This is a genomic window from Halomarina oriensis (genome assembly GCF_009791395.1).
GTDB classification, from domain to species: Archaea; Halobacteriota; Halobacteria; order Halobacteriales; family Haloarculaceae; genus Halomarina; species Halomarina oriensis.
Genome location: NZ_WSZK01000036.1, coordinates 23,622 through 48,612, shown reverse-complemented (window position 1 = coordinate 48,612; position 24,991 = coordinate 23,622). Strand labels below are relative to the sequence as shown.

The following is a 24,991-nucleotide window of genomic DNA, read 5'->3' as shown; positions in this document are numbered from 1 at the left end:
CCTCCAGATAGCGTAGCGAGTCAAACACTCACACGGACGTGAGAAAACCATAATGTACCGGTAGCCCAACAGGATACTATCGGAGCGAGGGACACGCCCTCGCCGGCGGTCACACGGCCGCCGACAGACCCCTTCAGATATGCCCCACGACACAGCAGCCAGCGGATCAGTCAGTGCATCGCTTTTCGAGTCGGCCGTCCCGACAGCCAGCGTCGAGACGGACGCCGAGGACGCCGAATCACCGACCGAACAGACCACGCTGCGGCCCTACTGTGGGACGTCACTCGTCGCCATCCCGCAGGACTTCGACGTCGAGGCGTGGCAGGCCGGTGACGTGCCCCACCCGTTCGACTGGGCGATTCGTGACCGCATCACGACCGTCCTGACCGCGGGGAAGGTGACGTCGGGCCGCCGACTCCACCTGCTCGCCGAGGAGTGTGACTGCGCCGAGTCGCGTGCGCGACAGCGTGAGACATGGCAGGTGACGCTCACCAACGACGCGACCGACGACCGGCCGACGTGGACCGACGACGAGTCAGCCGACGAGGACGAGGATGGCCCGACCGCAGCCTGCGAAGTATCGCCTACACGCGGGTGGATGGACAAGCCACCGGGTGTGTTCCCGCCAGGCTACGACCCGTGGTGTAGCAAGTGCGTCCGGCGGGTGTTGCCCGCGGAGTACCAGCCCGCACTGGCGGCGCTCCGGACCGCTCGTCGTGGTGACCAGACGGACCTCGAACTCCTGCGCGCCCCGGAGGGCCGGCGATGAGCAAGTACGCCGTCCCAGAGGGCCACTGGGACGAGGACACCGGGGACGACGCAGGCGATGACGAGCCGGTCTACGTCGATACGCATTTCCTGACTATCAACGACGAGCGCGACAGTATCGAGCGCTACAACGGCCTGCAGTACGATTTCGTGCTCGAAGACGGCGTTATCGTCGGGATTCACCAGAGCCACTACTGCCCCGGACCGGGCCACACCGACCCGATGGGCTACGTGGCGTGGGGCGAGTTGCCCCGGACAGTTCGACTCACCGCACTCGACGCGCTCCACGAGCGCTCTCCACGCCACTGCGTCGACGTCGAGGCGTGTGCGGAGGCGGCCGGAGGTGAGTGGTGATGCCCGTCGCCGACCCTGCTGGTGACACGCCGACCGACCCACCGGACGTCGACCACTCGCTGTTCGATATCGACGTCGAGGCGGCCGGCGAGGTCGCACTCACTGACGAGCGTGAGCGCCTCGAACTTCGCTACCAGACCGAGGTACTCTCGACCAGTGAGGACGAGGCGCTCCGGGCGGCCATCGACTATCTCGACGCGTTGCTAGAGGACGTCCCGGACCTCTCACACCGGCTGTGTGATAGTTGCTCGAACGTCAGACACTCGAACCTGCCCGCGAGCGACGGCGCAGCGCTCTGTCGTGTCTGTGCGACCACGAGGGGTGAGGAGGCGTGAGCGTCCGCATCGCCGAGGAGGACCTGCTCGACGACATCCGTCGCGTTGCTGAGGAGGTAGGCGAGACGCCGAGGATACTCGACTACCGCGAACACGGCAATCATTCGACTGCGACCTTCGGGTCCCGTTTCGGGTCGTGGAACGAGGCCGTCGAGGCCGCTGGACTGACGCCGAACCGACTCGACGCCCCTCGGCTCTCGAACGCAGATATCGCCCGCTCGGTGCGGGCGTGTGCGAACGCCATCGGCCACCCACCACGGTGTCGTGACCTCGGCGGAGAGTGGGTCGGTCGTCGAACCGTCCAACGGCGCTTCGGGTCGCTTGACGCTGGATTGCAGGCCGCCGGGCTCGACCCCGAACAGAAGCCGACCGAAGCGGGCGGGCCACGTGCCACCGGCCCGGACCACCACAGGTACATCCCCAACGAGGAACTACTCGCCGATCTCCGCGCTGGCTACGAGTTTCTCGGCTACCCGCCGCGGTCGAACGACGTCGATGCGTTCGGCGAGTATTCGAGTGCCGTCTACACGCGGCGCTTCGGCAGTTGGGGCGAGGCACTCGATGCGGCCGGGATTCCACGCCCACCACACCTGCAAGACGGGGGTGAAGAGGCGTGAGCGCCCCACCAGCGTTTCTCTCGTGGCACGTCGTCGCACCGGCCACAGAGGGCGGTCGCTACGACCAGCGCGCACCACCGGACGCCATCAGCCCCGAGGCTGCGCTAGCAGCCTCCCGACGCGCCCCCGAGCACATCCGCACGCACGAACTGTTCAGACTTGGCGGGAAGCAATCCGACGAGGTTCGGGTGACCGATGTCGGGGGTGGGAGCGTCATCGTCTTTCTCATCATGGATTGGAGCGTCGTGACGTGTCTGGAGGTTGGGATGCTCAACGACGCCGACCTCCGCGAGGACTGCTACGCTATCGCCCGCGGTGAGTCGCGGTGAACGTCCCCAACCGCCGTGACTGGTCGTTCCGCCGCGTCTGCCAACACGGCCATCGGGGCTGTTTCATCACCGACGCCGAGGGCTGGGTCTGCCCAGTTCCCGAGTGTACGCCCTATCGCATCGTCGACTGTATCGACTGTGCGCTCGTCTGGGAGGGCGAGCGCCCCAGCGGGGTGGTCGCGTGAACGCCCCCCGACTGGTCGACGCGCTGGCCCTCGCGGTCGGCACGCTCGCCGTCATCGCTGGCTGGTCGCTCGGCTGGACGGAATACGTCATGGTGGGTAGCCTGCTCGTCGGGGCCGTCCTCGGGAGGCTGAGTGCATGAGCACCGACGCGACCGTGGCCGACCCGCTGATGATGACGCCCCAGCAGATGCTCGCTCACGCGACCGGCGAGGACCGCCACGCGCTTGCCCGCCTCGATGCGACGGCGCGAGTACTCGCGGGCGAACACGAACTACGGGCCGGGCGGGCGGTGATGACTGCCCAGACGATACCCGACCACTCGGTGACGACGTTCCACACTATCGACGGGTGTGGCAATCTGGGTGTCGCCCCGACACGTCGACGACGTCCTGACCTCCCGGCCAAGGCGAACGAGTGTCGGGACTGCCTCGCCACTCGCTATGGGCGGGCCGTGCCCGACGCGCCGTTTCGACAGCGCTTCGAGACGATTGCGGTCGCGTCGGTCAAGTCCACCGCCGGGAATCTCGCGTGTCTCCCCACCGGTGAGGCGACGGCCGGACCGACCGACAGTCGCTGTCACCGCGAGCACGACTACCGCGCGAAGGCAGTCGCCGCGAACCCGCCGTGGGCCATTCGCTGGTGTCCGGACTGCGCACTCGACTGGTGGTGTGAGAGCCTGGGTGATGGCCAGTGACGTCCGTCCCGTGGCTCGTCGCCTGCATCTGTGGGGCCGCGTGGGCAGGCTTCACCGCCGTGTCGACCCACCAGGTTCTGCTCGACGCAGAGATGCCCCTCTCGGTGAAACGTCGGTCCGGGCTGGCGTACATCCTCGCCGCCTATCGCTACCGTCTCTCCGTCGGGCAGGTACTCTACAGCACGCTCCTCGTCATCGGCGGTGGCCTGGTCGTGTTCGCACTCGCGTATCTGGTCACTGTCGGGGCTATCGAGGTGGTCGGATGACAGGCCTCGTCGAGACGTTGTTCCTCGGCCTGTGGCTCGCCGCCGGCCTCATGGCTGCCCTTTCTATCGCTGCACTCTGTTACGGCGAGTACCGAACCGTCAGCGAAGACGGCTGGCGAGCGATTGGCCGCTGGACGTACGGTGTCGGTCGGGAAATCGCGCGTGACATCATCGACGAACTGCTCCCAGCCATCGTGTTGTGGGTCGCCCTCGTCGTGCTGGCGTTGCTACTCGGCATCTTCGCAACGGGTGTCATGGCGGTGGTCGGATGGTAGTCGTCTCCGAGACCCAGTGTCGGCAGATGCGTGAGCGCCACGTCGACGGGCGACCTGTTACGATATCGGTGGCGAGTTCGGCCTGGCCGCCTCGACGGTCCGCTATCACGTCGCCGACGAGTGCAAACACGCGCTGCCTCACCCCGAGGGCGACGCCTCGGTTCCGACACAGAACTGCTCGTTCTGTGGTGAGACAATCAAGCGCTATCGAGAGCACCTGCCCTGCGATGGCGTCGAGGCTCCCGAGGGATTCCAATGAGCATCCGTGACATCTTCCGCGCGTTCGACGCACAGTGGACAGCCGCGAATCGCCACATGATGGCCGAGGGGCACTCGGTCTCGGCGTACACCGTCCTCGACAGCTACGAACGAGCGACCGCAGGGCCGCTCGTCCGACTGGCCCGCTGGCTAGGCGTGGGTGGTCGGTGATGGCCTACGATTTCGAGGTCGAGTGCCCGTGTGGCCGGACGCTTCGACGCCGCGTCGATACCGGCGCGAGTGGCGGGGCGTACATCGGCTGTCCGGCCTGTGGCCACATCACGTGGGCGTGGTCGACCGGGCCACACGAAGGCCACTGGTGGCGCGGGAAGCGCGTCCCGATGGGGGAGTGGTCCGAGTGACCGACCTATCTGATTTCGGTGGGGGTCGGCCCGTCGAGAGTCACACCACCGGTAGCGAAGAGACACGGACCGACCGCGCTCGCGGTCGCCGGCGAACCTACCGGCAGGGCCACGGCCGGTGTCGCGCTATCTCGAAGGCCAAAGGCTGTCGCTGTGGTGGGGCGATCCACGAGGCCGGCGCGTCGCTGTGTCACTACCACGCCGAGAGTTTCCAGCCCGTCACGCTCGACGACCACCCCGGCTTGCTCGCGCGCTGGTGTGGCTTGCGGGCGACGACCTGGGACGAACTCCCTGCTGTCGTCCGGGCTGTGTTGCCCGAAGACGGCGAGGTGGCTCCGTGACATCGTACGCCCGCTGCGAGTGGATGCGTCGGAAGTACCCTGCAGTCACCGACGACTGCACCGCCGAAGAGGCAGCCGACGTCCGCTCGTTTCTCACGTTTCTCGTCTGTGAGGTGGGCGGAACGCCCGACCGGCGCGCTGGCCTCGACCTCGACGATATCTGCTCTGCGCTGGGTGTGACGAAGTCACGCGGGAAGTGGCTCGTCCGGTTCGCGCACGTCGCACCGTGTGACCCCGTCCACGTCGAACCGACCAACCGCGAGGGCTGCATCGCCGAGGTCTACGTCGATGGATGACCGGTCCGTGGGGCCGCCGTGTCACTCAGTGGACGCGTGGTCTCCATGGCCCGTGCGTGAAACGCGGTCCGCGTGACAGCCGTGTTCACTGGGTGTTCCCGAGTCCGCGTGTTCACCGAGACACTCGTGTTCATCGACACCCGTAGCGCCACCGACACACTCACGGTGTCCGCGTCCACCACGGCACACGATGCAGACGATTGCACTCGCCGGTCAGAAAGGTGGCATTGGAAAAACCACCGTCGCTATCAACATCGCCGGAGCGCTCAACGAACGCGGCGTCGACGTCCTGCTCGTCGACCTCGACCCACAGGGTAACGCCACTGAGGGATTAGGACACAACGAAGCGTACACTGCCGACGGGTCGACGCTGTTCGACGTCCTCGTCGACGGCACCCCACTCGACGATGTCCTCGTCGAACACGACGAACTGACGCTCGCCCCAGCGCATATCGATATGCTGGTCGTCGAAAAGGAACTCACGCTGGCAAAGCGGGCGTACGAGCGCGTCGAACGTGCTCTGGAGGACCACGCCGAGACGGCCCGCCACGACGTCGCTATTCTCGACTGCCCACCCTCGCTCGGTATCCTCTCCGACTCGGCACTGTTGGCCGCCGACGACCTCGTGATTCCCGCGCTCGCCGAATCGACGTCGAAACGCGCTATCGAACTGCTGTTCGACTACCAAATCGACGATATCGAAGAACAGTACGGCCGCGTCGCCGAGACGCGGGCGGTCGTGGCCAACCGCATCGACACCGACGGGGAAGCCGAGGCCATGGTCGAGTGGCTCCACGACGCCTTCGAGCCTGCCGTGCCGGTCTTCGAGATACGGAAGCGAGTGGCTATCAAGCGCGCCTGGAGTGCGGGCGGCTCGATATTCGCCAAAGAACCCGAGTGTGACATGACTGGCGTGTTCGACAGACTTGCCACCGAGGTCTGTGAGGTGGCCCGATGAGCGACGACGAGCGCTCCCGAAAGGTTCGGGACCGCTTCAACGCGAGCGACGACGCGGACGGCGACGATGAGGAGGAACACGCAGGCCACGAGGACCCCGATGAACACGAAGAACACGGAGAAGGCGCGGACCGCGAGTCACTCGACGACGAACCCACCAAGCGCGTCCCGATGCACCTGCCGTTGTCGTTGCGCCGCAGGCTCGAACGCGACTTTCGCATCACTGCGATTGGTTTTGACGACGCCAACCCAGAGGAACGCAACTTGGAGAAGAACCGAGATTTCTACCCGCTGGTCGTCGAACTCGGTCTGGATGCCATCGCCGACCTCGACGACCCGGTCGAAGTGTTAGAGCGTCGGCGCGGAGACTGACCGACCGATAGTCAGGCATGTGAGACAGTGGCGGTGGGATTAAGCACCCTCGGCTCAATTCCTCGTTAACAACTGAACTACCCCCTTCATCCTCGATGTTCGCTAGCCACCCCTACACGACGGGTGGCGTGCCGATCACCGGCAAGGTTTCGCCGGTACTGGTACGTCGCGCGTTTCTGACTGTCTGCTCACACGACCAGACGCGTCGCTCGTCGGTGCTGGTATCACGTCGACGACGACCGGCTGGTGACCACAGTTGGTCACCAGCAAAGTCGTCAGAACTGCCCAAGGGGTCACGACCCCCTACGGGTCTTACACTGAATCCTACCCCTTCAGATAGGAACATACATCCACGCCACAAGGGCGCGCCACCCGGTGCCGATCAGAGCCAAGGGTGGAACCCAGCGGGATGTGAGCACAAAGGCTCGTCTCAGGCTGGGGTGTATGCGTGCTGAGTTTCGCCGTCGGTTCTAAACAGTCTTGCGGTGGCGTACGCAGATATGGTGACCCCGACCGACGAGCGAGCCCGGCGGCTGACGGGTGTCTGACGCCTAGGCAGTTTTATGCCACGACGACACAAAGCCGGGGCTACGAACCAGTAACCCGCCCCAGAAAGGGAAGCCGTAGAACACCTTCTCCTACCGGGGCGGGCCACATAAAGCTACGCGTCGCGTTAGCCGCCGCGCTGACGCTCGCGTGTCGCCCGTCAGACACCGCCGCTGACAGTCGAGACTCACCGGCTGTGGGTGTCAGAAGACGGCCGAGTGCTACCACACTCGGGCGTCAGAGTGGACGAGGCGGCCGCGCCCCCGGCCACGATGGTCGGACTGGCGGTTTCCAGAGTGCTTCACGCAATCCAGACCACGGACGACTCGGACGCACAGGCCACGACCACACGGTGGCAGTCATGACGCCGCGCGTGGCGTCCACCTTCTCCGATGAGTTTGAGACACATAGCGATATCGCCCGCCAGCCGGCGTGGGGGCCGCTGCCATGACCCGCGTGACGTTCGTCGGCTGCCGAGAGTGCCGGTGGACGTGGCTCGTCGAGGACCTCCGCGAGAAGCGCTCGCTGACGTGCGGGCGGTGTGGCGAACATCATACACCCCGGACCATCCGAAAGTTCGGCGAGGTCGAGGAGACCGAAGCGGCCGCCCGCGACGCGCTCGTCCAGAAACGCGCGAACAAGCTCATCGGTGACCGTGACGGGCAGTGGAAGGCGTATCGTTCCTACGGGCTCGCGGGCGAGCAGCGCCGGGAGGTCGACGCGAAGCTCCAGACCTCCGACCGAACCTGGTCTGTCTCCCGCGACCCGGACATGGACCGCGCGGCCGAGATTTACCTCGACCGGCGCGCCCGCGAACTCGACGGCCTCGTCCGGGCGTCGATGGAGCGGGCGACCGAGCGCCCCGACACCGAAGCCACTCCCGTCGACCGTGCCCCCGACGCCGGGCTGACGGTCGGTGCTGACCCGACGGTCGCTCCCGACGTCTACCTGCCCGCGCCCCCGCTCGCCCCGACCGACTGCTGGCGAGCGCTCTACGGAGAGGGCACGCTTCGGAGCGCACTCGTCTCGCACGCGGGCGACCTGCTCGTCACCCGTGAGTCGCCAGCACAGGCCGCCACGGACCTGACCGACGCCGGCGTCTCCGCGCTCGACGGGCAGTACGCCGATTTCCTCCTCGACCTCTGTGGGCGGGGAGAGACCCGAGCGCTCGCCGAGACGCTCCACCACGAGTGGGACCAGGGCAACCCCGCCGGTCTGGCGCTCACCCGCCAGGCGCTTCACGACGGCCCGCTCGCCGCGCTCGCGCACCGCGCCCACCTGCGCGGCCCCCCGACGGTCGAACTCGCCATTCCCAACGCGTGGCACGACGCCAGCGCCCAACAGCGCGAGCGCTTCGCCGCGTTCCTCGCCGGGCTCGCACAGGGCTGTGACCTGCGACTGGTCTGCTCGGGGCTGCGTGCCCGCGCGCTGCGTCGAGAGTTCGGTGCCCTGTTCAGAGAGCGACTCGGGGCCGACGGCGTTGGCTACGCCGAAAACCTGGGCCGGGGACTGGACGACGCCGACCACGAGCGCTTCGAGGCCGCACTCGATTCCGTCACCCCCGACTCGGTCGCCCACCGCGTCATCGAGACGCTCGCCGGTTTCGAGTTCGGCGAGGCCGCATACGCCACGCTTCGGGGCTGTGAGGCCCTGTCGAACAACCCCGACACCTTCCGCACGCAGGTCAAGACCGCGAAGGACCTCGGCCTCGTCGAGACCCACCCCGGCCCGGAATATCACGCTTCGCTCACCAACATCGGGTGGGCGCTCGTCGACGAACTGGAAACTGGCTCGGCCGCTTCAGAACAGCAAACGCTCACGACAGCCCTCGAAACGGCCGAATTAAAGGGGGGGGTCGGGCAGCGTTGGGTCCACCCCAAACAACCACACAAAGACCGTGTCCCCCCGGACAGACTCGGGAGAGGCCGCCCCCGCCGATGGGGTGGGGTCGGCTGGGGCTGGGTGGTCGGCGGAGGGGGCGGCCGTCCGCTGTCTGTCGTTGGCCCGCCACCACGCCACCGCAGGAGCGGTCGAGGCGGGCGAACTCGGGCTGTTCGACGAGCCTGCACCGGAGCGTGGCGATAACTGGGAGCGCCACGTCTCCGCACCGGAGGGGATGGACGAGGTCGCGGTGTCGGTGGAGGTCTCACCGCTCATGGTCTACACAGCGGTGCGCCTTTGCGGTGCGTTGGCCGCTGACCAGGTCCTCGACCGGATTCTCACCGACGAGCGACTGCGTGAGAACGACGATTCGCTCGGGGCGTTGCTGGACGGCAACCGGTGGGTGCTTCAACACGGGCCACAGGTCGGGTGGTTACCGACGGACTGTGAGGCGTCGGAGTTCCGCCGTCGGATTCGGCAGGCTCGTGATGGCCTGTTGGTCCGGTCTGGCGATATCAACGATGGCGAAATCGACTGGGAGGTGGCGAGTGAGGTTCTTCGAGAGGCCCACGGCCTGTTGGGGACGCTCACACACGTCTTCGACCTGCTCGACGTCTCGGTGACGCGGGAGTTGACGTGTTCGGCACTGGCGAACAACGGCCAGCGGGAGACGGATATCGTGGCGCGACACCTGGCGGAGTTCATCGCCACGCAGACGGCTATCTCCTCGCGGATTGGTTGTCAGTCGGCGTTTCGGTGTCTCTACGAGCCGCGCTCGGCAAAACAGGCGCGGAGTCTGGGTGCGCCGACGGTCGACCCGGTCGACCCCTCGGGGACGGTCATCGGGTCGTGGATCGTCCGGGGCCAGGGCGTCAAGGCGTTTCGCCCGGCGCTCACTCGTCTTCATACGCACCTTGACGACCGCCTGCAAGAAGACGCCGAGTCGTTCGAGCCGTTCTTGTGTCGGCAGCGTATCGTCACCGACGCGACGCCGGCGCTGCGCCGGACGGCCGAGCGAGTGTTGTCGGCCAAGCGGATGGCGTCGACCCGCCAGACGGTGGCGTTGGCACGTCTGTTCGCCCCGTCGCCGTGGGCGCTGGCTGAGGGGTTGTGGCGACTGCAAGGCCAGGACGCTGGCGAGGAGCGTGCGCCGTATCTCGACGAACTTCGGTGGGCGTTTGGGCAGGCCGACGAGCGAGTCTTCTTGGCCGGTCTCCCGTTCGACGTGACGCCGACGGTCCGGGCTATCGTCGCGGCGTTGCTTCGCGGCGGCCCGGCCTCGACTCAACGGGAACTCGCCGAGCGAGCGGGCGTCACCACCCAGAGCGTCCGGAACAACCGCGAGACGTTGGTGGCGCTTCAGCGGCTTGGACTCCTGACCACTGACGATGGGTGGCGAGTCCGGTTGCCGACGCGTGAGGAGCGCCACGAGTACGCCGTGGGCTGTCGCCCGCAGTATCTCGTCGGTGACTGGACGGCCCACGACCACGTTCCGTCGCTGGCGGCGTGTCTGCACGACGTTCTCGGTGACTGTGGAGTCGACCGCCGTCCGTTAGAGGACTGTTGGGCGGCGCTCTCTGTCGGGTCGCCACCTCCCGAGCGCCTGCTCGACCACTGGCCGTGGCTCGGGCCGTATCTTCGAGTGCTTGGTGTGTTGCTCGACGAGACGGCATCGTGGGTTCCCGAGCCGCGTTGGGAAACGACGGTCACGTACGGTGTGGCTCCGGATGCCCAACAGGCGACGCTGGCGATGGCCGCGGCCGATTGAGCCCCGACCCCTACTCAAGAGTGGGTAGGTGAGAGTGTGGGTATGGCGCAAGGAAGAGACACAACAGACCACGAACTTCTTCAGCACCGGCGCGACCGACACGGGGGCGAGATGGCCCGATGACGAGGACCCGATACCGACTGGTCTGTCGGCAGGGCTGTGAGATAACGGCCGACACGACCGACGACGGCCTGTTCCCGCGCCACGTCGCGGAAAGGCGGGCCGGCTTCCACGAGGGGAGTCGCGGCCACGACGTCGCGGTGGAGATCGCCGACGAAACCAACGAGTACCGCTGTCCCGTCTGCCACACGAAGTGTACTGGCGAGGACGAGCGCGACGCACACGCGAAGACAGAGCCGGGCGTCAGCCCCAGCTCGTTCGTGAGGGTGTGACCATGTCCGATAACTTTGCGCAGAGGCTCAATCGCCGCGAGGAAATCGACGTCCGGGTTGACGGCAAGGAACTACTCGTCTACAACTGGGTCAACGTGATTCAGCCCACCGAGGTCCGCGGACACAACCCGGTCGTGGCGACAGCCGGCGCAGACATCTACGCCGGAGACAGCACGATGAAGCCCGACGCGGTCACCCACTGGGTCGCCAAGGAACTCGACGACGAGTTACGAATCGACCCGGCCGACCACGGCATCGAAGTCATCGACGTCACGGACGACGAGGTGACGGTACTATGACCGGTACTGAATCCTCGCAGGGCGTCTTACAAGAGCTTCGAGAATCACCCGGTGAGAAGTGCATCCACGTTGCGACTGGGTGGGGGCCGGTGTTCCTCCGCCGCGACCAGAACCACGGCCATCACTGGACGAAGACCGTGCGGTTCCTCAACGGCGATTGGTGCGAATCGCGCGTCTACTCGGATGAGCGTCAGGAGTTGCTCAGTCACGAACACTCCGTGCTACCGATGAGCGACTATCCGAGGGGTGACGATGAGTAGCAACGAACGACAGTCCACGAAACGGTATCACGCGGAGATCGAGTGCGAGGTCTGTCACGCGTCGGTCCCGTTCGTCGTCGAGGAGCTGAGTGAGAGCACCGAAGCCGACTGCCCCGAGTGCGGGACGCACTACTACGAACTCTACATATGACCGCGAGAGACACCGAGAGGCTATGGCGATGTCCGAGCTGCCACCACGAGAACAAACGCCACCACGCACAGACGGAGCGGCCGTTCTGCGACAACTGTGACGGCCTCGGCGTTCTCGTTGAGATGAAACCCATCGGCAAAGGTGCCGAGAAGTTCTACGACGAAGACGGATTCTCGGTGAATCCATGACTGGTGATACGTTCGCTCCGAAGGTAGTGCGAGACGAGGGTACGCCGAGTCTCGGCGACGTCTACCAGCAACAGTACCGGCCGGGAGACTGGGGAGCCCCCCGAACTATCCCAGAGCACGACCCGAGTTGCCCGAACTGTGGGGAGCCGTTCGACAGCGACGAGTGGCACGAGCGCCACCTCAGCAGCGGGCCAGCACTCGGTGAGAGCTGGCACTACACGTGCCCGCGTTGCAACAACGAGACGCTGGAGTGTGGAATATGAATGGTGCTGAAGACACCGAAACCACCTCACGGACGCCAGAGGAGTACGTCGCACTCGGCGAGGGCGTCGTGACGACGGAGATCGGTGGGGAGTTCTGTCCGATGGACGTCGAGGGCGACTTTGAGTACAAGCCGGGTGTGCTCTCGCCGGTCATGCGCTATACCTTCGGGGATACGTGGGGTGAGAAAGCCATCGAGTTCGTCTACGACGGTGAGGTACGCGAAACCTACGCGCTCTTGAACAACGCACCTATCGAACTCTGGCCCGACTACGAGGACGTCCCGGTGGGGATGCGGTATAACTACCAGTTCATCGACCACCTGGCTGACTGCGATATCGTGCGCGTTGTCGCGTGGGACGCCGAGCGATACCCGACCGAGGAGAACGTGTTCTTTCCATGACGAGCGAGACGCTCCAGCGGACGGTCATCACGCTCGACTGTCCGAAGTGCGAGGACGTCGACGTTCGGTCCGTCGTCGAACACCCGCCGGGCTCACCACAGTCTGTTGCGGTCCACGCGGCGACGAAGACGCTCGCAACCGAACACACCGACGAGACGGGCCACGTCCCGGCGGTCACCAAGCGTGGCCGCCGCACGAACTGAGACGATGGCCATCGACGCCGCAACCCTTGAGTATCCACCAGTGAGTCACCGCCGTGACCCGCCGTATCGCTCGGCGGTCGCCCCCGAGACGGACGCCAGCGAGTCGGGGCCGGCTCACATCGTCTGTGTCTACCGCTCCACCACGGACGGGCGCGCCCAGCGTCGGGCGATTCTCGACCCTGGCACGGACGACGAAGATGTCCAACAGCCACTCATCGACACCGCCTTCGCGCGGGTGCGGCCGCTGTGAGCCCGCGACGGTGTCGGGCCATCCGAAAGTTCGACGGCCGGCAGTGCCCCCACGACGTCGCGGTGTGGGCTGACGACCTGTGCGCGTTGTGTTTTCATCGAGTGACCGTCCGGACAATTGACGACGTAACGCCGGTCCGCGACCGCTCGTGAACCCCTACTCAAGAGCAGGCCAAGGCGTGGTCTACCTGTGCAATCTCCCCAATCGACTACGGCAACACAACTACTCGACGCCGAAGACGTCGTTCGTCGTCTTCCGAGCATCGAGCGTATCGAGAACGATGCGATTCGCGCCGAGACGATTGCCCTCACTGCGCGCGCTCCGGCGTACTTCTGGCGCGTGCCGGCCTCGACGAGTGGGTATCACCACCCACAGTGTCGCGGAGAACACGGCCTCTGGATTCACACGCTGATGCTCGGGACGGCCCTCGAACGCCTCGCCCCGACGTACGTGGGTCAAGAGCGCCTCACCGGCTACGACATCGACTGTGCACGAGCGGCCGTCATCCTCCACGACCAGCGCAAGAACGGGTCACCCGAGACCCCACAGGCGGGGGCGACGGACGACCACGACCTACGGATGGCGCGGGTCATCCGGCGAGAGTCGACGCTCCCCCGTCGCGTCGCGCGGGCCGTCGAGACGCACATGGGTGCTTGGTACGCGGGGCCACGGCCGCTGTCGGACCTCGAAGACCTCGTGCATACGGCGGACATGATGGCTTCGACCGAGACGATTACCTGTGCCGTCGACGGGCCGTTACCCGAGGAACTCGCCGGTCGTGACCTGCAGGTGGTCGAGTAATGGTGGGATGGACGGTCCTCACCCTTCGCGGCCGCCCGGCGTCGGCGTACGAATTCACCCGCGAGGACTCTCACGACGCGTGGGACGCGACGGCTGACCTCGCCGCGACGGTCGCCGTCGACGAGGGGATTCGGGCGTGGACGACAGACTCGAATCACGTCTACGCTCGGCTCGCCTCGGACACCGGCTGGCAGGCGGCGGAGACGAAACTGAAGACATACGCTCCGATGCTCCGGGACGCGGTCGTCCTGCGGGCGAACAACACGACCGACACGGGGATGGCGCGGTACTACCCAACCCCGGAGTTCTACACCGACGAGTTTCACGAGACTCAGGACGACGGCCACTACGTCGGGCAACTCGCCCTCGCAGTCATCAACGCCCGCCACACCATTCTCGCTCGGGACCCGTTTCACGACCACCTCGGCCGACACGATGACTCCTACCGGGCGGATGGCAACCCGCTGCAGAAGCGCTCGCTCGAAGACAACGCGACGCTCGATAGCCGGTGATTCGGCCCCTACTCAAGAGCGACCCAGCGCGACCACTGGGTGTGAATCGCCTTCGACACACGCTGTTTGCGGGGTCGCAGTGACGTTCGACCCCGTCCGTGACCGTCGCGCCGTTCAGTGTCGCCACTGTGGGGCGACGCTCGTCTCGACGCCGACGCTCTCGACGGTCGTCTTCGAGTTGCCGTATCACGGCCCGGCTCACCGCGCCCCGGTCTGTCCGGTCGGGACGCTCGACACGCCCGTTCCCGTCGCGTGCAGCCCGCGCTGTCTCGTGACGTGGCAACACACGCAGGCTCCCTCAACCCACGCATGACTACTGACCTACTCAGACAACTCGTCTTCGGGGGCGGAATCGTCCTCGTTGCCGTCGTCGGGTACGCACTCGTCTATGGCTTGCTCCTCGCCATCACTATCCTCGTCGTCTGGCTCGTGCTATCGATGGCGGGAGTCGTCCCGTTTCCGGTGGTGCTGTAGTGCCCCGGAACACCAAGGGCACGCGTCGGGAGCGCGAACTCGTCACCCTGCTCGACGCGCTGGGGATGGCGTTGATGCGCGCGCCGGCGAGCGGGTCGAGCACCGACCGGCCCCTTCCGGACGTCCTCGCGGGCAACGGCGGTGTCTTCGTCGCAATCGAGGCGAAGGCCTCCGCCGGCCAGCCCATCTATCTCGACGAGGAAGAGGTCGAGGCGCTCGAATACTTCGCCGAGAACTTCGGCGCGCGGGCGCTGGTGGGCGTGCGCTTCGATGCGAAACACGGCGACCCCAACTATGGGACCGACGATTCGGGCTGGCGCTTTCTCGCGCCCGAGACGCTGTATCGGACCGACGGCGGGAACTACCGCGTGAAGAAAGAGACCGCCTACGCCGAGGGCATGACGCTCGCCGAGATTGCGAGTGGGGTGGTGGCGTGAGCGAGATGCTATTTTTCGGTGAAGTCCGTCGCGCCGACGTGATACCGCTGCTCACTCGGTTCGGTAAGCCCTCGGTGTGTGACTGTGTGGCCCACCGATTGTTGAGGCACAGAGGCGCGGAGTTCCAGCCGACCGACCTGCGATGGTTGCAGTCGCTACTCGACATGGAAGCGCGCGACCACGGTGGGTACGGTCACCTTCGCCGCGAGCAAGGCAGCGAGACTGAAGAGTACGACGCCGGCGACCGCATCACGACGTACGAGCGTAACGTCTACCGGTGTCTGAACTGTGGCGAAGACGTCGACGGCCCGTGGCACGAACGCGAAAGCGAAATTGCGTGGGGTGACGGCAGTGCCTGACCGTCTCATCGACTCGCTTCGTCGGTGGTGGGCCGGCCAGCGGACGCCGTCGGTCACGCTACAGTGTCCGCACAGCCCCGACGACGTGCTGGTGGCGACCGCGCTGACCACGCCCGTCGAGTATTGTGTCCTCGACCGCGAGCGCGTCGTCGCCGCCTATCCCTGCCGCCACTGCTCGCGCGAACACGCCTACCTGTGGACTGGCGCGGAAGCACGACACGTCGGTGATGGCTCGCCGGCCGCGCTGGATGCTGACGCTCTTCGGGTTGAAGCATGAACGTCGGACAATACTGTCGTGTGCTCCGATACGTGATGTCTCTACACGGCCTACGAGTAGCTACCAATGCCTGATGACTCTCCTGAGTACGAACACCCGGAGGTAGAGGCACGCGACCTTGACCTCGACGACATGATACAGCCACCGACGTCGGTCCGGTGGCTTCCGGAATGGGATATGGAGGGTGAACACCCACCCGGTGAGAATACGCACATCGAAGACGACACGCTCTACTGGCATCGTGACGGGTTCAACGTCGCCCTTCGCAACCGCGAACCGACGCTGTGGGAGGCCGACGTGACGCTCCCGGACGAAGCGGGGGAGTACTTTCCCCGCAAAGAAGACATTCAGGCTCGTCCCGACCCGGAGTACGGCTACGTCGAGACGGTCGAGCTGGCCGCAGAGGGCTACGCAACCGAGGCCGTCACACTCGTCTTCAAGGAGAACTACATGCCGGTCTACGAGATTAACAAGTGGGTTCGTGGCGTCCGTGAACAGGCGGCTGAAATGAAAGCCACTGTCGACCAGTTCAACACCCAGTGATGGAGCCTGCCACCCACGCGGAGTGGACCGTCTCGGACCGCGTGTGGGTGACGACCATGTCCGTCCTCGCTGAACGGGAGTATCCGTTTCGTGCCCGTCTCATCCGCGAGCGGGCCGGCCTCGACGCGGCGCAGGACCGCACTATACGCCGTCGGTTGCACGTCATGGCCGACGCAGGGTGGCTTGACCACACCGAGGGATCGAAGTGGTGGTATCCCGGTCCCCACGCGGAGGCCCGCTTCCACACCGACCACTGACCCTCTACTCAAGAGGAGACCACAGCGAGACGTGCGTATGAGACGCCACATCCGTGGGCTGTCTGTCGAGGCGATGTTCAGTGAGTGATTCCATCCAGGCGGTCGACCTCTTCTGTGGGGCGGGTGGCCTCTCGGCGGGCCTCGCACTCGCCGCCGAGTCGCTCGACCGTGATGTCGACCTCGCGGCCGTCAACCACGACGCCATCGCCGTCGAGTCACACAAGGCGAACCACCCGTGGGCGCGCCACTACAACGCGAAAGTCGAAGAACTGCATCCGCCGGAGGTCTTCGACCCCGGCATCGACATCGTCGCCGGTGGGTTCCAGTGTACGCACTTCAGTAACGCCCGCGGGAGCGCCCCGGTCAACGAGCAGATGCGGACCTCGCCGATGCACCTGCTGCACTGGGTCGAGTTGCTGCGCCCCGAACACGTCCTCGTCGAGAACGTCCCCGAGTTCCGCAAGTGGGGGCCGGTCGACGAAGACGGGACGCCCTCGCGTGATGGCTCTATCTTCGAGCGGTGGGTGGACCTCTTTGCGTCGCTGGGCTACTCGGTAGACTGGCGGGTTCTGAACGCTGCGGATTACGGCGATGCCACCTCTCGGCGGCGGTTGTTCGTCGTCGGCCGTCGGAACAACCGGGCGGCGTTTCCCGAGCCGACCCACAGCAAGAGCGGCGACGACTTACAGGAGTGGCGCTCGGCCGCCGAGATTATCGACTGGTCGGACACTGGCGAGTCCATCTGGCAGCGTGACCGCCCGCTCGTCAACAACACGATGCAGCGCATCGCCGAAGGACTGCGCCGCTACGCCAGTGAGGACCTCGAACCGTTCGCGGACGCAGTGGCCGACCTCGAAAAAGCCGACGTCGAGCGACTCCAACAGACAGCGGTCGACGTGACCGACCTGGACGACGCCCACGTCGAGCGTGGCGAGCCGTTTCTCGTCAAATACTACGGCACGTCGACGGCCCTGTCGGTCCACGACCCACTCGACACCGTCACTGCGGGCGGGAACAAGTTCGCGCTCGCCACGCCCTACGTCCTCGGTCAGCAGTCGAACGCGACGCCACGGGCCGTCACCGACCAGCCGCTGCCGACGGTGGCAACTCGCGGTGCTATCTCGGTGTTGAACCCCAATCCGTTCATCTTGCCGCGCAACGGCTACCAGCGTGGTCTGCACTCGAATCCGGCGTACAATCCTGCCGAGCGGCCCGTCCACACGATTACGGCACAGAACCACGACGGGCACGTTGTGCGGCCGTATCTCGTGCCGTACTTCAGTGAGCGCGAGGGACAACGACCACGCACCCACGACATCGACGCACCGCTCCCGACGGTCACCGCCACCGGCTCTGACCCGTACGTCGCTCAGCCGTATCTCGTCCAGTACTACGGCAACTCGGATGCCTGTTCGGTCGACGAACCGCTACCGACCGTGACGACGAAAGATCGCTTCGCACTGGTCGTCCCCGAGTGTTGGCCATGGGGACTCGACATCCACTACCGGATGCTTCAGCCGCCGGAACTGGCGGCAGCGATGGGGTTTCCGGCGGGGTACGAGTTCGCCGGGAACAAGACCGAGACGACGCGCCAGATCGGGAACGCCGTCCCGGTTAACTTAGCGAAAGCGCTCATCACGAAGCTGTTGACGGGCGACGAACCGTCGCTGTCGACGTTCACGCCCAACAGCGGGGTGGAAGCCGATGACTGACACCCCCATCCGCGTGGCCTATCCGGTGGTTGAGAAGCCGTCGTTAGCGCCGTCTTCGGATGGCTCCCCGGCGGATCCCGTCACACATCGAGAATTCACAATCGAGACGACGCCTCAAGAAGCATATCGCATACGGGGGCTGATACTGGCGGCCGTCGACACTCATCTGAAGGACCATGGCTCTCTCGAAGGTGTGGCCATCGATGTCCACCGATATGCGAAACTGGATGCGTTCTTGCAGTGGAAACACGGCGAGTCTGCTGAGGGGTTGTTGGACTCTCCGATACATACGATAGCGACCGACCAGGAGGTGCTGGAAGTGCTGCATGACAACCACGCTGTCATGCAGTCGGTGTTCGCTGAGTAACTGCACCGTCCTACCACAGCGCCTAAGCCCCGTGTGACTTTTCTCCCCTGACTTAAAACGTGCAGATAGAGTCCCACGGCTCACCCCTTCACCAATGTCCACTACTCCGCCGCCAGGTCTGTCGACGGCCGAACGGTTCTGTTGGGCGGTCATCGACTACGACGGTCGTGCCGACCGCCGCACCCTCCGACGGCGGACGGCTATCAGTCCGAACACGCTCGACTCGGCGTTGCAGACGCTCGTCGAGCGCGACCTGGTCACGACCCGCCCAGACCCCGAGGATGCTCGGCGGACGATTTACGAAGTACAGTAACTCCCTGATAGACCCTGCTCAGTGGGGTCTATCTATGAGGTTAAGCGCCCACAGACCCTTGATTCGATAACTCACGGCCACGCGGCGTGGCGGTGAGGTTCCACAACCAGCGTCGCGTCCGGCTCACGACCGGGCGTTTCCTCTCCCCTTCAGATGAGCCACGCCACAGCAGACGACACACAACTCGACGCACCGTACCGCTGGCGACCTGGCGACGACGACTCCCTTCTCGACACCTCTCCACACGCCGAGAAGACGTCTTCGTCGACACAGACGGTCACCGGCGACGAACCTGAACCTCACCGTTCACACCCGCATACCGACACCGACAACGACGTCAACGAGCTGGGTGCGTTTCACCAGGACATCCAGCGCGACCCCGAAATCTGCTCGGGGTGTTTCAGACAGAACTACGACGTCCTCTACCCCTGGTCTGATAGCAAGACCACTCGTGCCCACCTCGTCCGGTATTTCGTTCCGGCCCAAGACACGACCGAATCGCTTCCCAGCGCGGGCGACACCGCTCGCAACCCGCCCCGGGCGTGTGTCTGTGGTCGAATCGGGAAACTTCGCAATCGCCCGCTCTCGAAAGCCGACGCGCTCGCCTGTGCCCGGCGACTCTCGACACAACTCTCTCGGAAGGACATCGAGCACAACCCACTCGTCTTGCAGGCGGAACTTCAGCGGCTGAAGTCCTGTCCGGCGACGACGATGTTCGACGAGCCGAACTTCGATACGGCCGTCCAGCGCTCACTCGCTCGCTCGGACCACTCCATGCGTGATGCCCTCCACCCCACGCACGACGATACGACGCCTGCCCTCCCCGAAGGCACGGGTCGTCGCGTCGCTCACCACCGCACCAGACGCCAGTAGCCCTCGCGTTGCCCTCCTCGTGTTATCCCGATGTCCTCCTCTCAGTCCCCCGTCACAATCGCACCGTTCGGTCGCCCGCTGCGCGGTCGCATCGTCGAGACGACGAACGAAATGGTCGGCAATGCCGATTGCGAACTTCAACACGTCGTCGAAGTCGGTGCTGGCACGCGCTTTCGCGTGTTCGACCATGAACTCGAATCAACGGCCGCTCCCGAGAACGATGAATGACGCGTCCGAAGATAAAACTCGACGCTCGCGGAGTCGTGGGTGTCGTCGCCGGTTTGCTCCCGCCACTGCTGTTGGCGGCGGAGGCCTTCGGAATCGTCACGACACAACTGTCGCTCGCCCAAATCGACCGCCTGTTTCTGTTCTCGGCGGCGATGCTCATCGGCGTGCAGGCCCTGCTCGACCTGGTGTCGTACCTCCAGCAGGGACTGACGATAACCGCCAACGTGGGGGGCGACTCCAATGACGACGACCCGTAAGCTGTTGTCGTTGATGCGGACGCGCCACGCGCTGGCGGCGGTCGCCATCGTCTGTCTCGTCATCGGCGTGTCGCTGGCGGCCGTCGTCGCCGGCGTCATCCGCCCCCGGACGCTTTCGCTGACGGTCATCGTCGTCGGCCTGCTCCAGATTGCGTGGTCGACGCAGGTGAGCGCCCGTCGAGACAGCATCCCTCGGTCACTGACGCTAGCGACGTTGCTCATCATGTTGGCTGCGACGGGGTTCGGGACCGAGCGCTGGATACCCGCCTACGCCGAGCCGGCAGTCACCGTCGGGTTCGGCGCGCTTCTCGTCTTGCAGGTGGGGTTCTGGGGAGCTTCGGAACTCGTCGCTAGCGCGCTCGAAGACCGAGAGAACCCAGAACGATGACTCGCCCCGAGAAACTCACGCTCTACGACGCGGACGTAGAACACGGCCCGTACCGAGACGCCCACCTCGTCTCTCGGACGGGCTATACGCTGGTGAAGCTCCCTCACGAAGCGTCCCCACCGGCCGTCGACGACGTCCTCGGGCTGACCGTTCTCGCCCACGACGTCGAATCGAACGACGGCGTCGCTACCGAGGGGCCACTGCGCCACCAGACGATGGCGGTAGTGTTCGAGGGGCAGGTCGTCGGTTCGTACGACGGCAACTCCTCGACGCATCGCTACTACAAAGCCGAGGCCTACTGAGGCTCGATTTTCCATGCCCGACACTGACACCGAGCACCTCGCCTGTGAGATGTGTACTTTCGAGACCGACGGTGGGCCGAGTTCGATGGGCGGGCACTACAGTGGCTGTCCGATTCGCCCACACTACCTGCAAGCGCTTGCGGAGGCCGAGAATCGGACGCCGGACGAACTGAAGCGCATCTACACGAGTCGCCAGATGTACTCCGAGGCGATTCGGCGTGACCTGACCGTCACGATTCCGGCCGCCCAACGCGACGTCGCTCGCCCCTCGCCTGTCACGACCGTCGCGGGTACGGACCCAGAGACCGACTCCGACCAGTCCGGGCCGTCGCTCACCGACCGCCTGCGCACGCTCACCAGCGCTCGCCCGGCGACGTCGCTCGAATACCCCTCACTGCCGGGTGGCAACCGCGTGGGCCGGTCGGGGTATCAGCGAGCTATCGACGACGCGGTCAAGGCCGCGGAGTCGGTTGACGATCTCCCCGACGAGATTTTCCGGTCGGACTCGACGGTCAAGGCCATCGGGTCGGCCGTCGTCGGGTTCGCCCTCGGTATCTCTATCGGGCAGGACCCACAGAGCGCCATGGGGCTGGCCACGCTGTTGTTCTCCATCGCCGCCGGGGCCAACGGCGGGAAGTACCTCGCGGCCATCCCAGAGCGGCGTCTCGCCATCCTCAGAGACTACATCCTCTACACGTCGGTCGGCGCGTTCGCCGGCTATCGCTACATCGGTTACGTCGAGGGTGGTGGCTCGCCACTGGTCCCCATCGAATGGGCGAGTGACCTACTGGACGCTCTCACCACAGTCCTATGACAGACCACATCGATTCGAGGACGCTCCCGTGGGACGAACTCCGGGCGCTGTTCCGGTACGTTCGCACCCAGAAGTTCTCGAAACCCCGGCCTGACGGCCCGTTCATCACGGCCGAGTGCTCACACGACGACCTGCGAGTCGCACTCGGCACGCGGTATTTCGCGCCGAACTACGAGAGTTCGTATCACTACGAGGGGACGCAACTGAATCTCGCCCGCGTCGTCCTCAACGAACGCCTCGCCGGACAGTACCGAGACGAAGACGGCATTCCGATTCGCTGGTGGCAAACGCACGTTCGGAGTTTCGACGCCCCGACGGCCGACCGGACGCTCCCGCCGCTCAAGCGCCGCCCTATCGAGATTCAACCACACTGGGAGCCCGAACCCACGGAGTACGACGTCGCTCACGTCGACGGCCATGGCTTCTCGCGTGACCGTGCGCTCCGGACGGTCGCTTCGGTCCTCGACGCCGAAGCGATTGCCTACGACTCCCCGTTAGACCAATGACGCTCACGCTTTCTCCGACACACTGCCCCACGTGTAACACTCCCATCGAGCCCGGTGTGAAGACGCCCGCGGGCTACTGTTCGCACGTCTGTACGGTGCTCGCGCGGACTCGACAATGGTAAATCACGACTCTCAGCGTCGGATGGACCGCGACGTCCGCGAGCACCGAGCGCTGTACGAAGCACTCGCCGGCACAGGGGACTCCGAGGACCAATGACGACGCTCTGCACCGCCTGTGACACGCCGGTCAGCACGCAGTTCGCCCGCGTCATGGGCGATAACGACGACCGGGTTCACGCCTGTCCGAACTGCTCGACCGTCCGTGACCGCACCACGACCGCCGAGGACACGCCCGACGCGCCGCCCGTCACCTACCACCCATGTTAGAACACACCGAAACCCGGACGACAGAGACGCTCGCGGCCACCGACAGCACCCAACTCACGGCCGACACCGAGAACGCCGAGACGGTCCACCTCATGGTCGACGACGGCCAAGGTGGGCAACCAGCGACGTACGACCTGCTCCAAGAGGTCTACTCTCCGGGTGAGAGCGACTGGATGCCCTACGCCGAGACGACGGCCACACAGGCACGCAGTTTCACCGACGGGGCCGTCCCTCACGAGTGGCGCATCACCGTGACCAACACCTCTGGCGCACAGGCCACCTACCGCCTGCGACTCATCGCCACCGCTCCACGATAGGATGCCACGCGACGATACCTTCTCGAAATACGTCGAGGGCCTCCCAGCGTGGTATATCGCCCAGCAGAGTGCGACTACGGACGACGAGTCGGCCGACCGCAACGTCACCCAACAGGTCATCGACCACGTCTCGGTCGACTCCGGACAGGGTGCGTACACCGTCACGCTCGGCGTCGACGTCGAGGTCGACGGCAACACGATTACCGTCACCGACGTCGGGAACAACGCCAACACCAACCCCATCACCGTCACGGCCGAATCCGGCGCACTCATCAATCGCCGGTCGACGCTCCAACTCACGCGAAAGCGAGCGAGCGTCACCCTCACCTACTACGAACGAACCGGCGCGTGGCACACCACGGCGTACTTCTCCGGTGGCGGCGTCCTCCGATAACCCGTCGCCGTCGGGCATGAATTCAGATGAATTCATCGTAGCGCAGATATGAATTCATCTGCATTCACCGCCCGGCGTCTCGGTCTCACTCTCTCACATGCCTCACGAACACGAGTCACATCTGGTGGATCGAATCGAGCAACTGCTCGTCGACGCCTTCGGCCACGACCGCGTCTCCCGCCAGTACACCTATCCGACGGGTCGCCGCGTCGACCTCCTCGTCGACACCGGCCTGTTCACGGTCGCCATCGAGTGTGAATCCAGCGCCGAGAACCTCATCGAGGGCAGCGGACAGGTCGAACACTACGCCCGTCACGACAGTCGGGGCCGGACCGTTCCGATGCTCGTCGTCGCCGACGGGCACACACTCGACAGCCCCGAACAGCAGTACGTCGAACAGCGAGTCACCGTCTACACCGAACGGGAACTCGCAGAGCGCCTCACCGGTGCCGGGCTGTTAGGGTGACTCGCACCTACCGAGAGATGGCTCACACGATGAGCTACGTCGACATGCGCGAGTCCATCCCCGAGTGGGCCGCCGACTACGCCGTCGGGGAGACGATCTTGCTTCGCCACCCCGACGACGGCCCGACACCCGCCCGCATCGCCGGTTTCTCCTCACACGAGGACTACCGCGGCCTGCCCGTCATCGACGGGCGACCGTTCACGTTCGGTGGCGGCTCACTCGCGCTGTCCGAGCACAACATCGTCGAATCGACTGACAGCTAAAACGAACACACGCTATGGAGGACGACAGGAATTACGCCGACGAGTGTGGCGACCACGGCGGCACGAATCGCAAGGGCGACCCGTGTGGTCGGGCTGCTGGCTGGGGGACTGACTTCGAGTCGGGGAAGTGCCGCCAGCATCGTGGGACGTCACCTGACGGTAGTTCGCACGAAGGCAACGACAACGCGGTCGGCAACAGCGGTGGAGCGCCGCCGGAGGGTAACACCAACGCGGTCTCACATGGTCTGTACGCCGACGTCAACGCCTTCTACACGGACATTGCGACCGACGAGCAGCGGGAGTTGATCGACGATACGTTCGCGGACTACCGCGAGCGCTACGAGGCTCGGCATGGCGACCTGCCGTACGGTCACCGGGCGAAGCTGTTCCAGGTAGCGGTCAACATCGCCAAGGAGATTCACGGCGAGGCGTGGGCGGCCGAGAAACCGTCGTCGCTGGACTCGGGCCACCCGCTGGTCGACCGCGAGGAGCGCAAAAAGGAGGTGGCGGACATGCCCGTCGAGGAGATTCGGTATAAGGAGACGGTCGTGCTCTCGGCGACCCAGAAATTGAGCCGGGATACGCGCCAGTGGCTGAAGGACTTCGGCCTGCTCGACACGTCGCCCGAGAGTCAACAGGCGTCGGCGCTTGCCGATGGCCTCGACCTGAACCTGACGAGCGACGAGAAGGCGGGTCTCGACGCGGCGTTCGACGTTGATCCGCAGACGTAATC

At 65.3% G+C, this 24,991-nt stretch carries 50 protein-coding genes; all 50 read left to right on the top strand.

Features of this window, described 5'->3' with window-relative positions; translation table 11 throughout:
• Window positions 1–139: 139 nt before the first annotated feature.
• The 50 genes from GQS65_RS18910 to GQS65_RS21475 all read left to right on the top strand — a co-directional run bounded on the left by GQS65_RS18910 (window position 140) and on the right by GQS65_RS21475 (window position 24,989).
• A complete protein-coding gene (locus tag GQS65_RS18910; protein ID WP_158206184.1) occupies window positions 140–769 on the top strand; it encodes a hypothetical protein in 630 nt (209 codons plus the stop codon).
• Window positions 766–1,122 carry a hypothetical protein gene (locus GQS65_RS18905; RefSeq protein ID WP_158206183.1) on the top strand — a complete coding sequence of 119 codons (357 nt, stop codon included), beginning with the start codon at window positions 766–768 and terminating at the stop codon, window positions 1,120–1,122. The genes GQS65_RS18910 and GQS65_RS18905 overlap by 4 nt, the downstream gene beginning before the upstream one ends.
• On the top strand, window positions 1,122–1,457 hold the full coding sequence (locus GQS65_RS18900; protein ID WP_158206182.1) for a hypothetical protein: 336 nt from the start codon (window positions 1,122–1,124) through the stop codon (window positions 1,455–1,457). Before GQS65_RS18905 ends, GQS65_RS18900 begins: the two co-directional genes overlap by 1 nt.
• The gene (locus GQS65_RS18895; RefSeq protein WP_158206181.1) at window positions 1,454–2,074 is read left to right on the top strand and encodes a homing endonuclease associated repeat-containing protein; all 621 of its coding nucleotides are present in this window, start codon (window positions 1,454–1,456) and stop codon (window positions 2,072–2,074) included. Before GQS65_RS18900 ends, GQS65_RS18895 begins: the two co-directional genes overlap by 4 nt.
• Window positions 2,071–2,403: a hypothetical protein gene (locus tag GQS65_RS18890; RefSeq protein ID WP_158206180.1), complete on the top strand. Its 333-nt coding sequence runs from the start codon at window positions 2,071–2,073 to the stop codon at window positions 2,401–2,403. Before GQS65_RS18895 ends, GQS65_RS18890 begins: the two co-directional genes overlap by 4 nt.
• Entirely contained in the window at window positions 2,400–2,588 is a 189-nt protein-coding gene (locus GQS65_RS18885; RefSeq protein ID WP_158206179.1) for a hypothetical protein, read from the top strand. Before GQS65_RS18890 ends, GQS65_RS18885 begins: the two co-directional genes overlap by 4 nt.
• On the top strand, window positions 2,585–2,728 hold the full coding sequence (locus GQS65_RS18880; RefSeq protein WP_158206178.1) for a hypothetical protein: 144 nt from the start codon (window positions 2,585–2,587) through the stop codon (window positions 2,726–2,728). Before GQS65_RS18885 ends, GQS65_RS18880 begins: the two co-directional genes overlap by 4 nt.
• Entirely contained in the window at window positions 2,725–3,282 is a 558-nt protein-coding gene (locus GQS65_RS18875) for a hypothetical protein (RefSeq protein ID WP_158206177.1), read from the top strand. The genes GQS65_RS18880 and GQS65_RS18875 overlap by 4 nt, the downstream gene beginning before the upstream one ends.
• Window positions 3,279–3,548 (top strand): hypothetical protein, encoded by a 270-nt coding sequence (locus GQS65_RS18870; RefSeq protein ID WP_158206176.1) that lies wholly within the window; start codon window positions 3,279–3,281, stop codon window positions 3,546–3,548. The genes GQS65_RS18875 and GQS65_RS18870 overlap by 4 nt, the downstream gene beginning before the upstream one ends.
• Window positions 3,545–3,823 carry a hypothetical protein gene (locus tag GQS65_RS18865; protein WP_158206175.1) on the top strand — a complete coding sequence of 93 codons (279 nt, stop codon included), beginning with the start codon at window positions 3,545–3,547 and terminating at the stop codon, window positions 3,821–3,823. Before GQS65_RS18870 ends, GQS65_RS18865 begins: the two co-directional genes overlap by 4 nt.
• Window positions 3,824–4,078: 255 nt before the next feature.
• A complete protein-coding gene (locus GQS65_RS18860; protein ID WP_158206174.1) occupies window positions 4,079–4,252 on the top strand; it encodes a hypothetical protein in 174 nt (57 codons plus the stop codon).
• Window positions 4,252–4,443, top strand: a complete 192-nt coding sequence (locus GQS65_RS18855) for a hypothetical protein (RefSeq protein ID WP_158206173.1) — start codon at window positions 4,252–4,254, stop codon at window positions 4,441–4,443. The genes GQS65_RS18860 and GQS65_RS18855 overlap by 1 nt, the downstream gene beginning before the upstream one ends.
• A complete protein-coding gene (locus GQS65_RS18850) occupies window positions 4,440–4,784 on the top strand; it encodes a hypothetical protein (RefSeq protein WP_158206172.1) in 345 nt (114 codons plus the stop codon). The genes GQS65_RS18855 and GQS65_RS18850 overlap by 4 nt, the downstream gene beginning before the upstream one ends.
• Entirely contained in the window at window positions 4,781–5,080 is a 300-nt protein-coding gene (locus GQS65_RS18845) for a hypothetical protein (RefSeq protein ID WP_158206171.1), read from the top strand. The genes GQS65_RS18850 and GQS65_RS18845 overlap by 4 nt, the downstream gene beginning before the upstream one ends.
• A 190-nt stretch (window positions 5,081–5,270) precedes the next feature.
• The gene (locus GQS65_RS18840; RefSeq protein WP_158206170.1) at window positions 5,271–6,038 is read left to right on the top strand and encodes a ParA family protein; all 768 of its coding nucleotides are present in this window, start codon (window positions 5,271–5,273) and stop codon (window positions 6,036–6,038) included.
• Entirely contained in the window at window positions 6,035–6,409 is a 375-nt protein-coding gene (locus GQS65_RS18835) for a hypothetical protein (RefSeq protein WP_158206169.1), read from the top strand. Before GQS65_RS18840 ends, GQS65_RS18835 begins: the two co-directional genes overlap by 4 nt.
• Before the next feature lie 993 nt (window positions 6,410–7,402).
• Entirely contained in the window at window positions 7,403–9,040 is a 1,638-nt protein-coding gene (locus GQS65_RS22255) for a DUF5817 domain-containing protein (protein ID WP_394351464.1), read from the top strand.
• Window positions 9,041–10,723: 1,683 nt separating this feature from the next.
• Complete coding sequence (locus GQS65_RS18825; protein ID WP_158206167.1) at window positions 10,724–10,996, top strand: hypothetical protein; 273 nt, start codon at window positions 10,724–10,726, stop codon at window positions 10,994–10,996.
• A 2-nt stretch (window positions 10,997–10,998) separates the two neighbouring features.
• Complete coding sequence (locus GQS65_RS18820; RefSeq protein ID WP_158206166.1) at window positions 10,999–11,295, top strand: hypothetical protein; 297 nt, start codon at window positions 10,999–11,001, stop codon at window positions 11,293–11,295.
• Window positions 11,292–11,555: a hypothetical protein gene (locus tag GQS65_RS18815; RefSeq protein ID WP_158206165.1), complete on the top strand. Its 264-nt coding sequence runs from the start codon at window positions 11,292–11,294 to the stop codon at window positions 11,553–11,555. Before GQS65_RS18820 ends, GQS65_RS18815 begins: the two co-directional genes overlap by 4 nt.
• Window positions 11,548–11,706 (top strand): hypothetical protein, encoded by a 159-nt coding sequence (locus GQS65_RS18810; protein WP_158206164.1) that lies wholly within the window; start codon window positions 11,548–11,550, stop codon window positions 11,704–11,706. Before GQS65_RS18815 ends, GQS65_RS18810 begins: the two co-directional genes overlap by 8 nt.
• Window positions 11,703–11,894, top strand: coding sequence for a hypothetical protein (locus tag GQS65_RS18805; protein ID WP_158206163.1), 192 nt, complete (start codon window positions 11,703–11,705; stop codon window positions 11,892–11,894). The genes GQS65_RS18810 and GQS65_RS18805 overlap by 4 nt, the downstream gene beginning before the upstream one ends.
• Complete coding sequence (locus GQS65_RS18800; RefSeq protein ID WP_158206162.1) at window positions 11,891–12,157, top strand: hypothetical protein; 267 nt, start codon at window positions 11,891–11,893, stop codon at window positions 12,155–12,157. The genes GQS65_RS18805 and GQS65_RS18800 overlap by 4 nt, the downstream gene beginning before the upstream one ends.
• Window positions 12,154–12,558, top strand: a complete 405-nt coding sequence (locus tag GQS65_RS18795; protein ID WP_158206161.1) for a hypothetical protein — start codon at window positions 12,154–12,156, stop codon at window positions 12,556–12,558. The genes GQS65_RS18800 and GQS65_RS18795 overlap by 4 nt, the downstream gene beginning before the upstream one ends.
• On the top strand, window positions 12,555–12,761 hold the full coding sequence (locus tag GQS65_RS18790; protein ID WP_158206160.1) for a hypothetical protein: 207 nt from the start codon (window positions 12,555–12,557) through the stop codon (window positions 12,759–12,761). Before GQS65_RS18795 ends, GQS65_RS18790 begins: the two co-directional genes overlap by 4 nt.
• Window positions 12,762–12,801: 40 nt before the next feature.
• Window positions 12,802–13,011 carry a hypothetical protein gene (locus tag GQS65_RS18785; protein ID WP_158206159.1) on the top strand — a complete coding sequence of 70 codons (210 nt, stop codon included), beginning with the start codon at window positions 12,802–12,804 and terminating at the stop codon, window positions 13,009–13,011.
• A gap of 189 nt (window positions 13,012–13,200) precedes the next feature.
• Window positions 13,201–13,812 (top strand): hypothetical protein, encoded by a 612-nt coding sequence (locus tag GQS65_RS18780; RefSeq protein ID WP_158206158.1) that lies wholly within the window; start codon window positions 13,201–13,203, stop codon window positions 13,810–13,812.
• Complete coding sequence (locus tag GQS65_RS18775) at window positions 13,812–14,324, top strand: hypothetical protein (protein WP_158206157.1); 513 nt, start codon at window positions 13,812–13,814, stop codon at window positions 14,322–14,324. The genes GQS65_RS18780 and GQS65_RS18775 overlap by 1 nt, the downstream gene beginning before the upstream one ends.
• Before the next feature lie 79 nt (window positions 14,325–14,403).
• The gene (locus GQS65_RS18770) at window positions 14,404–14,637 is read left to right on the top strand and encodes a hypothetical protein (RefSeq protein ID WP_158206156.1); all 234 of its coding nucleotides are present in this window, start codon (window positions 14,404–14,406) and stop codon (window positions 14,635–14,637) included.
• The gene (locus tag GQS65_RS18765) at window positions 14,634–14,798 is read left to right on the top strand and encodes a hypothetical protein (RefSeq protein ID WP_158206155.1); all 165 of its coding nucleotides are present in this window, start codon (window positions 14,634–14,636) and stop codon (window positions 14,796–14,798) included. The genes GQS65_RS18770 and GQS65_RS18765 overlap by 4 nt, the downstream gene beginning before the upstream one ends.
• On the top strand, window positions 14,798–15,235 hold the full coding sequence (gene hjc, locus GQS65_RS18760) for a Holliday junction resolvase Hjc (protein ID WP_368280334.1): 438 nt from the start codon (window positions 14,798–14,800) through the stop codon (window positions 15,233–15,235). Before GQS65_RS18765 ends, hjc begins: the two co-directional genes overlap by 1 nt.
• A 98-nt stretch (window positions 15,236–15,333) precedes the next feature.
• Complete coding sequence (locus tag GQS65_RS18755) at window positions 15,334–15,594, top strand: hypothetical protein (RefSeq protein ID WP_158206154.1); 261 nt, start codon at window positions 15,334–15,336, stop codon at window positions 15,592–15,594.
• Complete coding sequence (locus tag GQS65_RS18750; RefSeq protein WP_158206153.1) at window positions 15,587–15,871, top strand: hypothetical protein; 285 nt, start codon at window positions 15,587–15,589, stop codon at window positions 15,869–15,871. The genes GQS65_RS18755 and GQS65_RS18750 overlap by 8 nt, the downstream gene beginning before the upstream one ends.
• 66 nt (window positions 15,872–15,937) lie before the next feature.
• Window positions 15,938–16,414, top strand: a complete 477-nt coding sequence (locus GQS65_RS18745; protein WP_158206152.1) for a hypothetical protein — start codon at window positions 15,938–15,940, stop codon at window positions 16,412–16,414.
• Between the two features lie 56 nt (window positions 16,415–16,470).
• Window positions 16,471–16,671 (top strand): hypothetical protein, encoded by a 201-nt coding sequence (locus tag GQS65_RS18740; protein WP_158206151.1) that lies wholly within the window; start codon window positions 16,471–16,473, stop codon window positions 16,669–16,671.
• Between the two features lie 80 nt (window positions 16,672–16,751).
• Window positions 16,752–18,383 carry a DNA cytosine methyltransferase gene (locus tag GQS65_RS18735; protein ID WP_368280331.1) on the top strand — a complete coding sequence of 544 codons (1,632 nt, stop codon included), beginning with the start codon at window positions 16,752–16,754 and terminating at the stop codon, window positions 18,381–18,383.
• Window positions 18,376–18,750 (top strand): hypothetical protein, encoded by a 375-nt coding sequence (locus tag GQS65_RS18730; RefSeq protein ID WP_158206150.1) that lies wholly within the window; start codon window positions 18,376–18,378, stop codon window positions 18,748–18,750. The genes GQS65_RS18735 and GQS65_RS18730 overlap by 8 nt, the downstream gene beginning before the upstream one ends.
• 94 nt (window positions 18,751–18,844) lie before the next feature.
• Window positions 18,845–19,063, top strand: coding sequence for a MarR family winged helix-turn-helix transcriptional regulator (locus GQS65_RS18725; RefSeq protein ID WP_158206149.1), 219 nt, complete (start codon window positions 18,845–18,847; stop codon window positions 19,061–19,063).
• A gap of 153 nt (window positions 19,064–19,216) precedes the next feature.
• Window positions 19,217–19,936, top strand: a complete 720-nt coding sequence (locus GQS65_RS18720) for a hypothetical protein (protein WP_158206148.1) — start codon at window positions 19,217–19,219, stop codon at window positions 19,934–19,936.
• Window positions 19,937–20,160: 224 nt separating this feature from the next.
• Window positions 20,161–20,421, top strand: coding sequence for a hypothetical protein (locus GQS65_RS18715; RefSeq protein ID WP_158206147.1), 261 nt, complete (start codon window positions 20,161–20,163; stop codon window positions 20,419–20,421).
• Complete coding sequence (locus GQS65_RS18710; protein WP_158206146.1) at window positions 20,405–20,809, top strand: hypothetical protein; 405 nt, start codon at window positions 20,405–20,407, stop codon at window positions 20,807–20,809. Before GQS65_RS18715 ends, GQS65_RS18710 begins: the two co-directional genes overlap by 17 nt.
• Window positions 20,806–21,111 carry a hypothetical protein gene (locus GQS65_RS18705; RefSeq protein ID WP_158206145.1) on the top strand — a complete coding sequence of 102 codons (306 nt, stop codon included), beginning with the start codon at window positions 20,806–20,808 and terminating at the stop codon, window positions 21,109–21,111. The genes GQS65_RS18710 and GQS65_RS18705 overlap by 4 nt, the downstream gene beginning before the upstream one ends.
• A 13-nt stretch (window positions 21,112–21,124) precedes the next feature.
• Window positions 21,125–21,925, top strand: coding sequence for a hypothetical protein (locus GQS65_RS18700; protein WP_158206144.1), 801 nt, complete (start codon window positions 21,125–21,127; stop codon window positions 21,923–21,925).
• Window positions 21,922–22,431, top strand: coding sequence for a hypothetical protein (locus GQS65_RS18695; protein ID WP_158206143.1), 510 nt, complete (start codon window positions 21,922–21,924; stop codon window positions 22,429–22,431). Before GQS65_RS18700 ends, GQS65_RS18695 begins: the two co-directional genes overlap by 4 nt.
• A gap of 213 nt (window positions 22,432–22,644) precedes the next feature.
• On the top strand, window positions 22,645–22,818 hold the full coding sequence (locus tag GQS65_RS21480; RefSeq protein WP_199268509.1) for a DUF7563 family protein: 174 nt from the start codon (window positions 22,645–22,647) through the stop codon (window positions 22,816–22,818).
• Window positions 22,812–23,135: a hypothetical protein gene (locus GQS65_RS18690; RefSeq protein WP_158206142.1), complete on the top strand. Its 324-nt coding sequence runs from the start codon at window positions 22,812–22,814 to the stop codon at window positions 23,133–23,135. The genes GQS65_RS21480 and GQS65_RS18690 overlap by 7 nt, the downstream gene beginning before the upstream one ends.
• 1 nt (window position 23,136) lies before the next feature.
• Window positions 23,137–23,529, top strand: a complete 393-nt coding sequence (locus tag GQS65_RS18685) for a hypothetical protein (RefSeq protein WP_158206141.1) — start codon at window positions 23,137–23,139, stop codon at window positions 23,527–23,529.
• 124 nt (window positions 23,530–23,653) lie between these two features.
• Window positions 23,654–23,995 carry a hypothetical protein gene (locus tag GQS65_RS18680; protein WP_158206140.1) on the top strand — a complete coding sequence of 114 codons (342 nt, stop codon included), beginning with the start codon at window positions 23,654–23,656 and terminating at the stop codon, window positions 23,993–23,995.
• Window positions 23,996–24,024: 29 nt separating this feature from the next.
• Window positions 24,025–24,258, top strand: coding sequence for a hypothetical protein (locus GQS65_RS18675; RefSeq protein ID WP_158206139.1), 234 nt, complete (start codon window positions 24,025–24,027; stop codon window positions 24,256–24,258).
• A 14-nt stretch (window positions 24,259–24,272) separates the two neighbouring features.
• The gene (locus GQS65_RS21475) at window positions 24,273–24,989 is read left to right on the top strand and encodes a hypothetical protein (protein WP_199268508.1); all 717 of its coding nucleotides are present in this window, start codon (window positions 24,273–24,275) and stop codon (window positions 24,987–24,989) included.
• Window positions 24,990–24,991 lie beyond the last annotated feature (2 nt).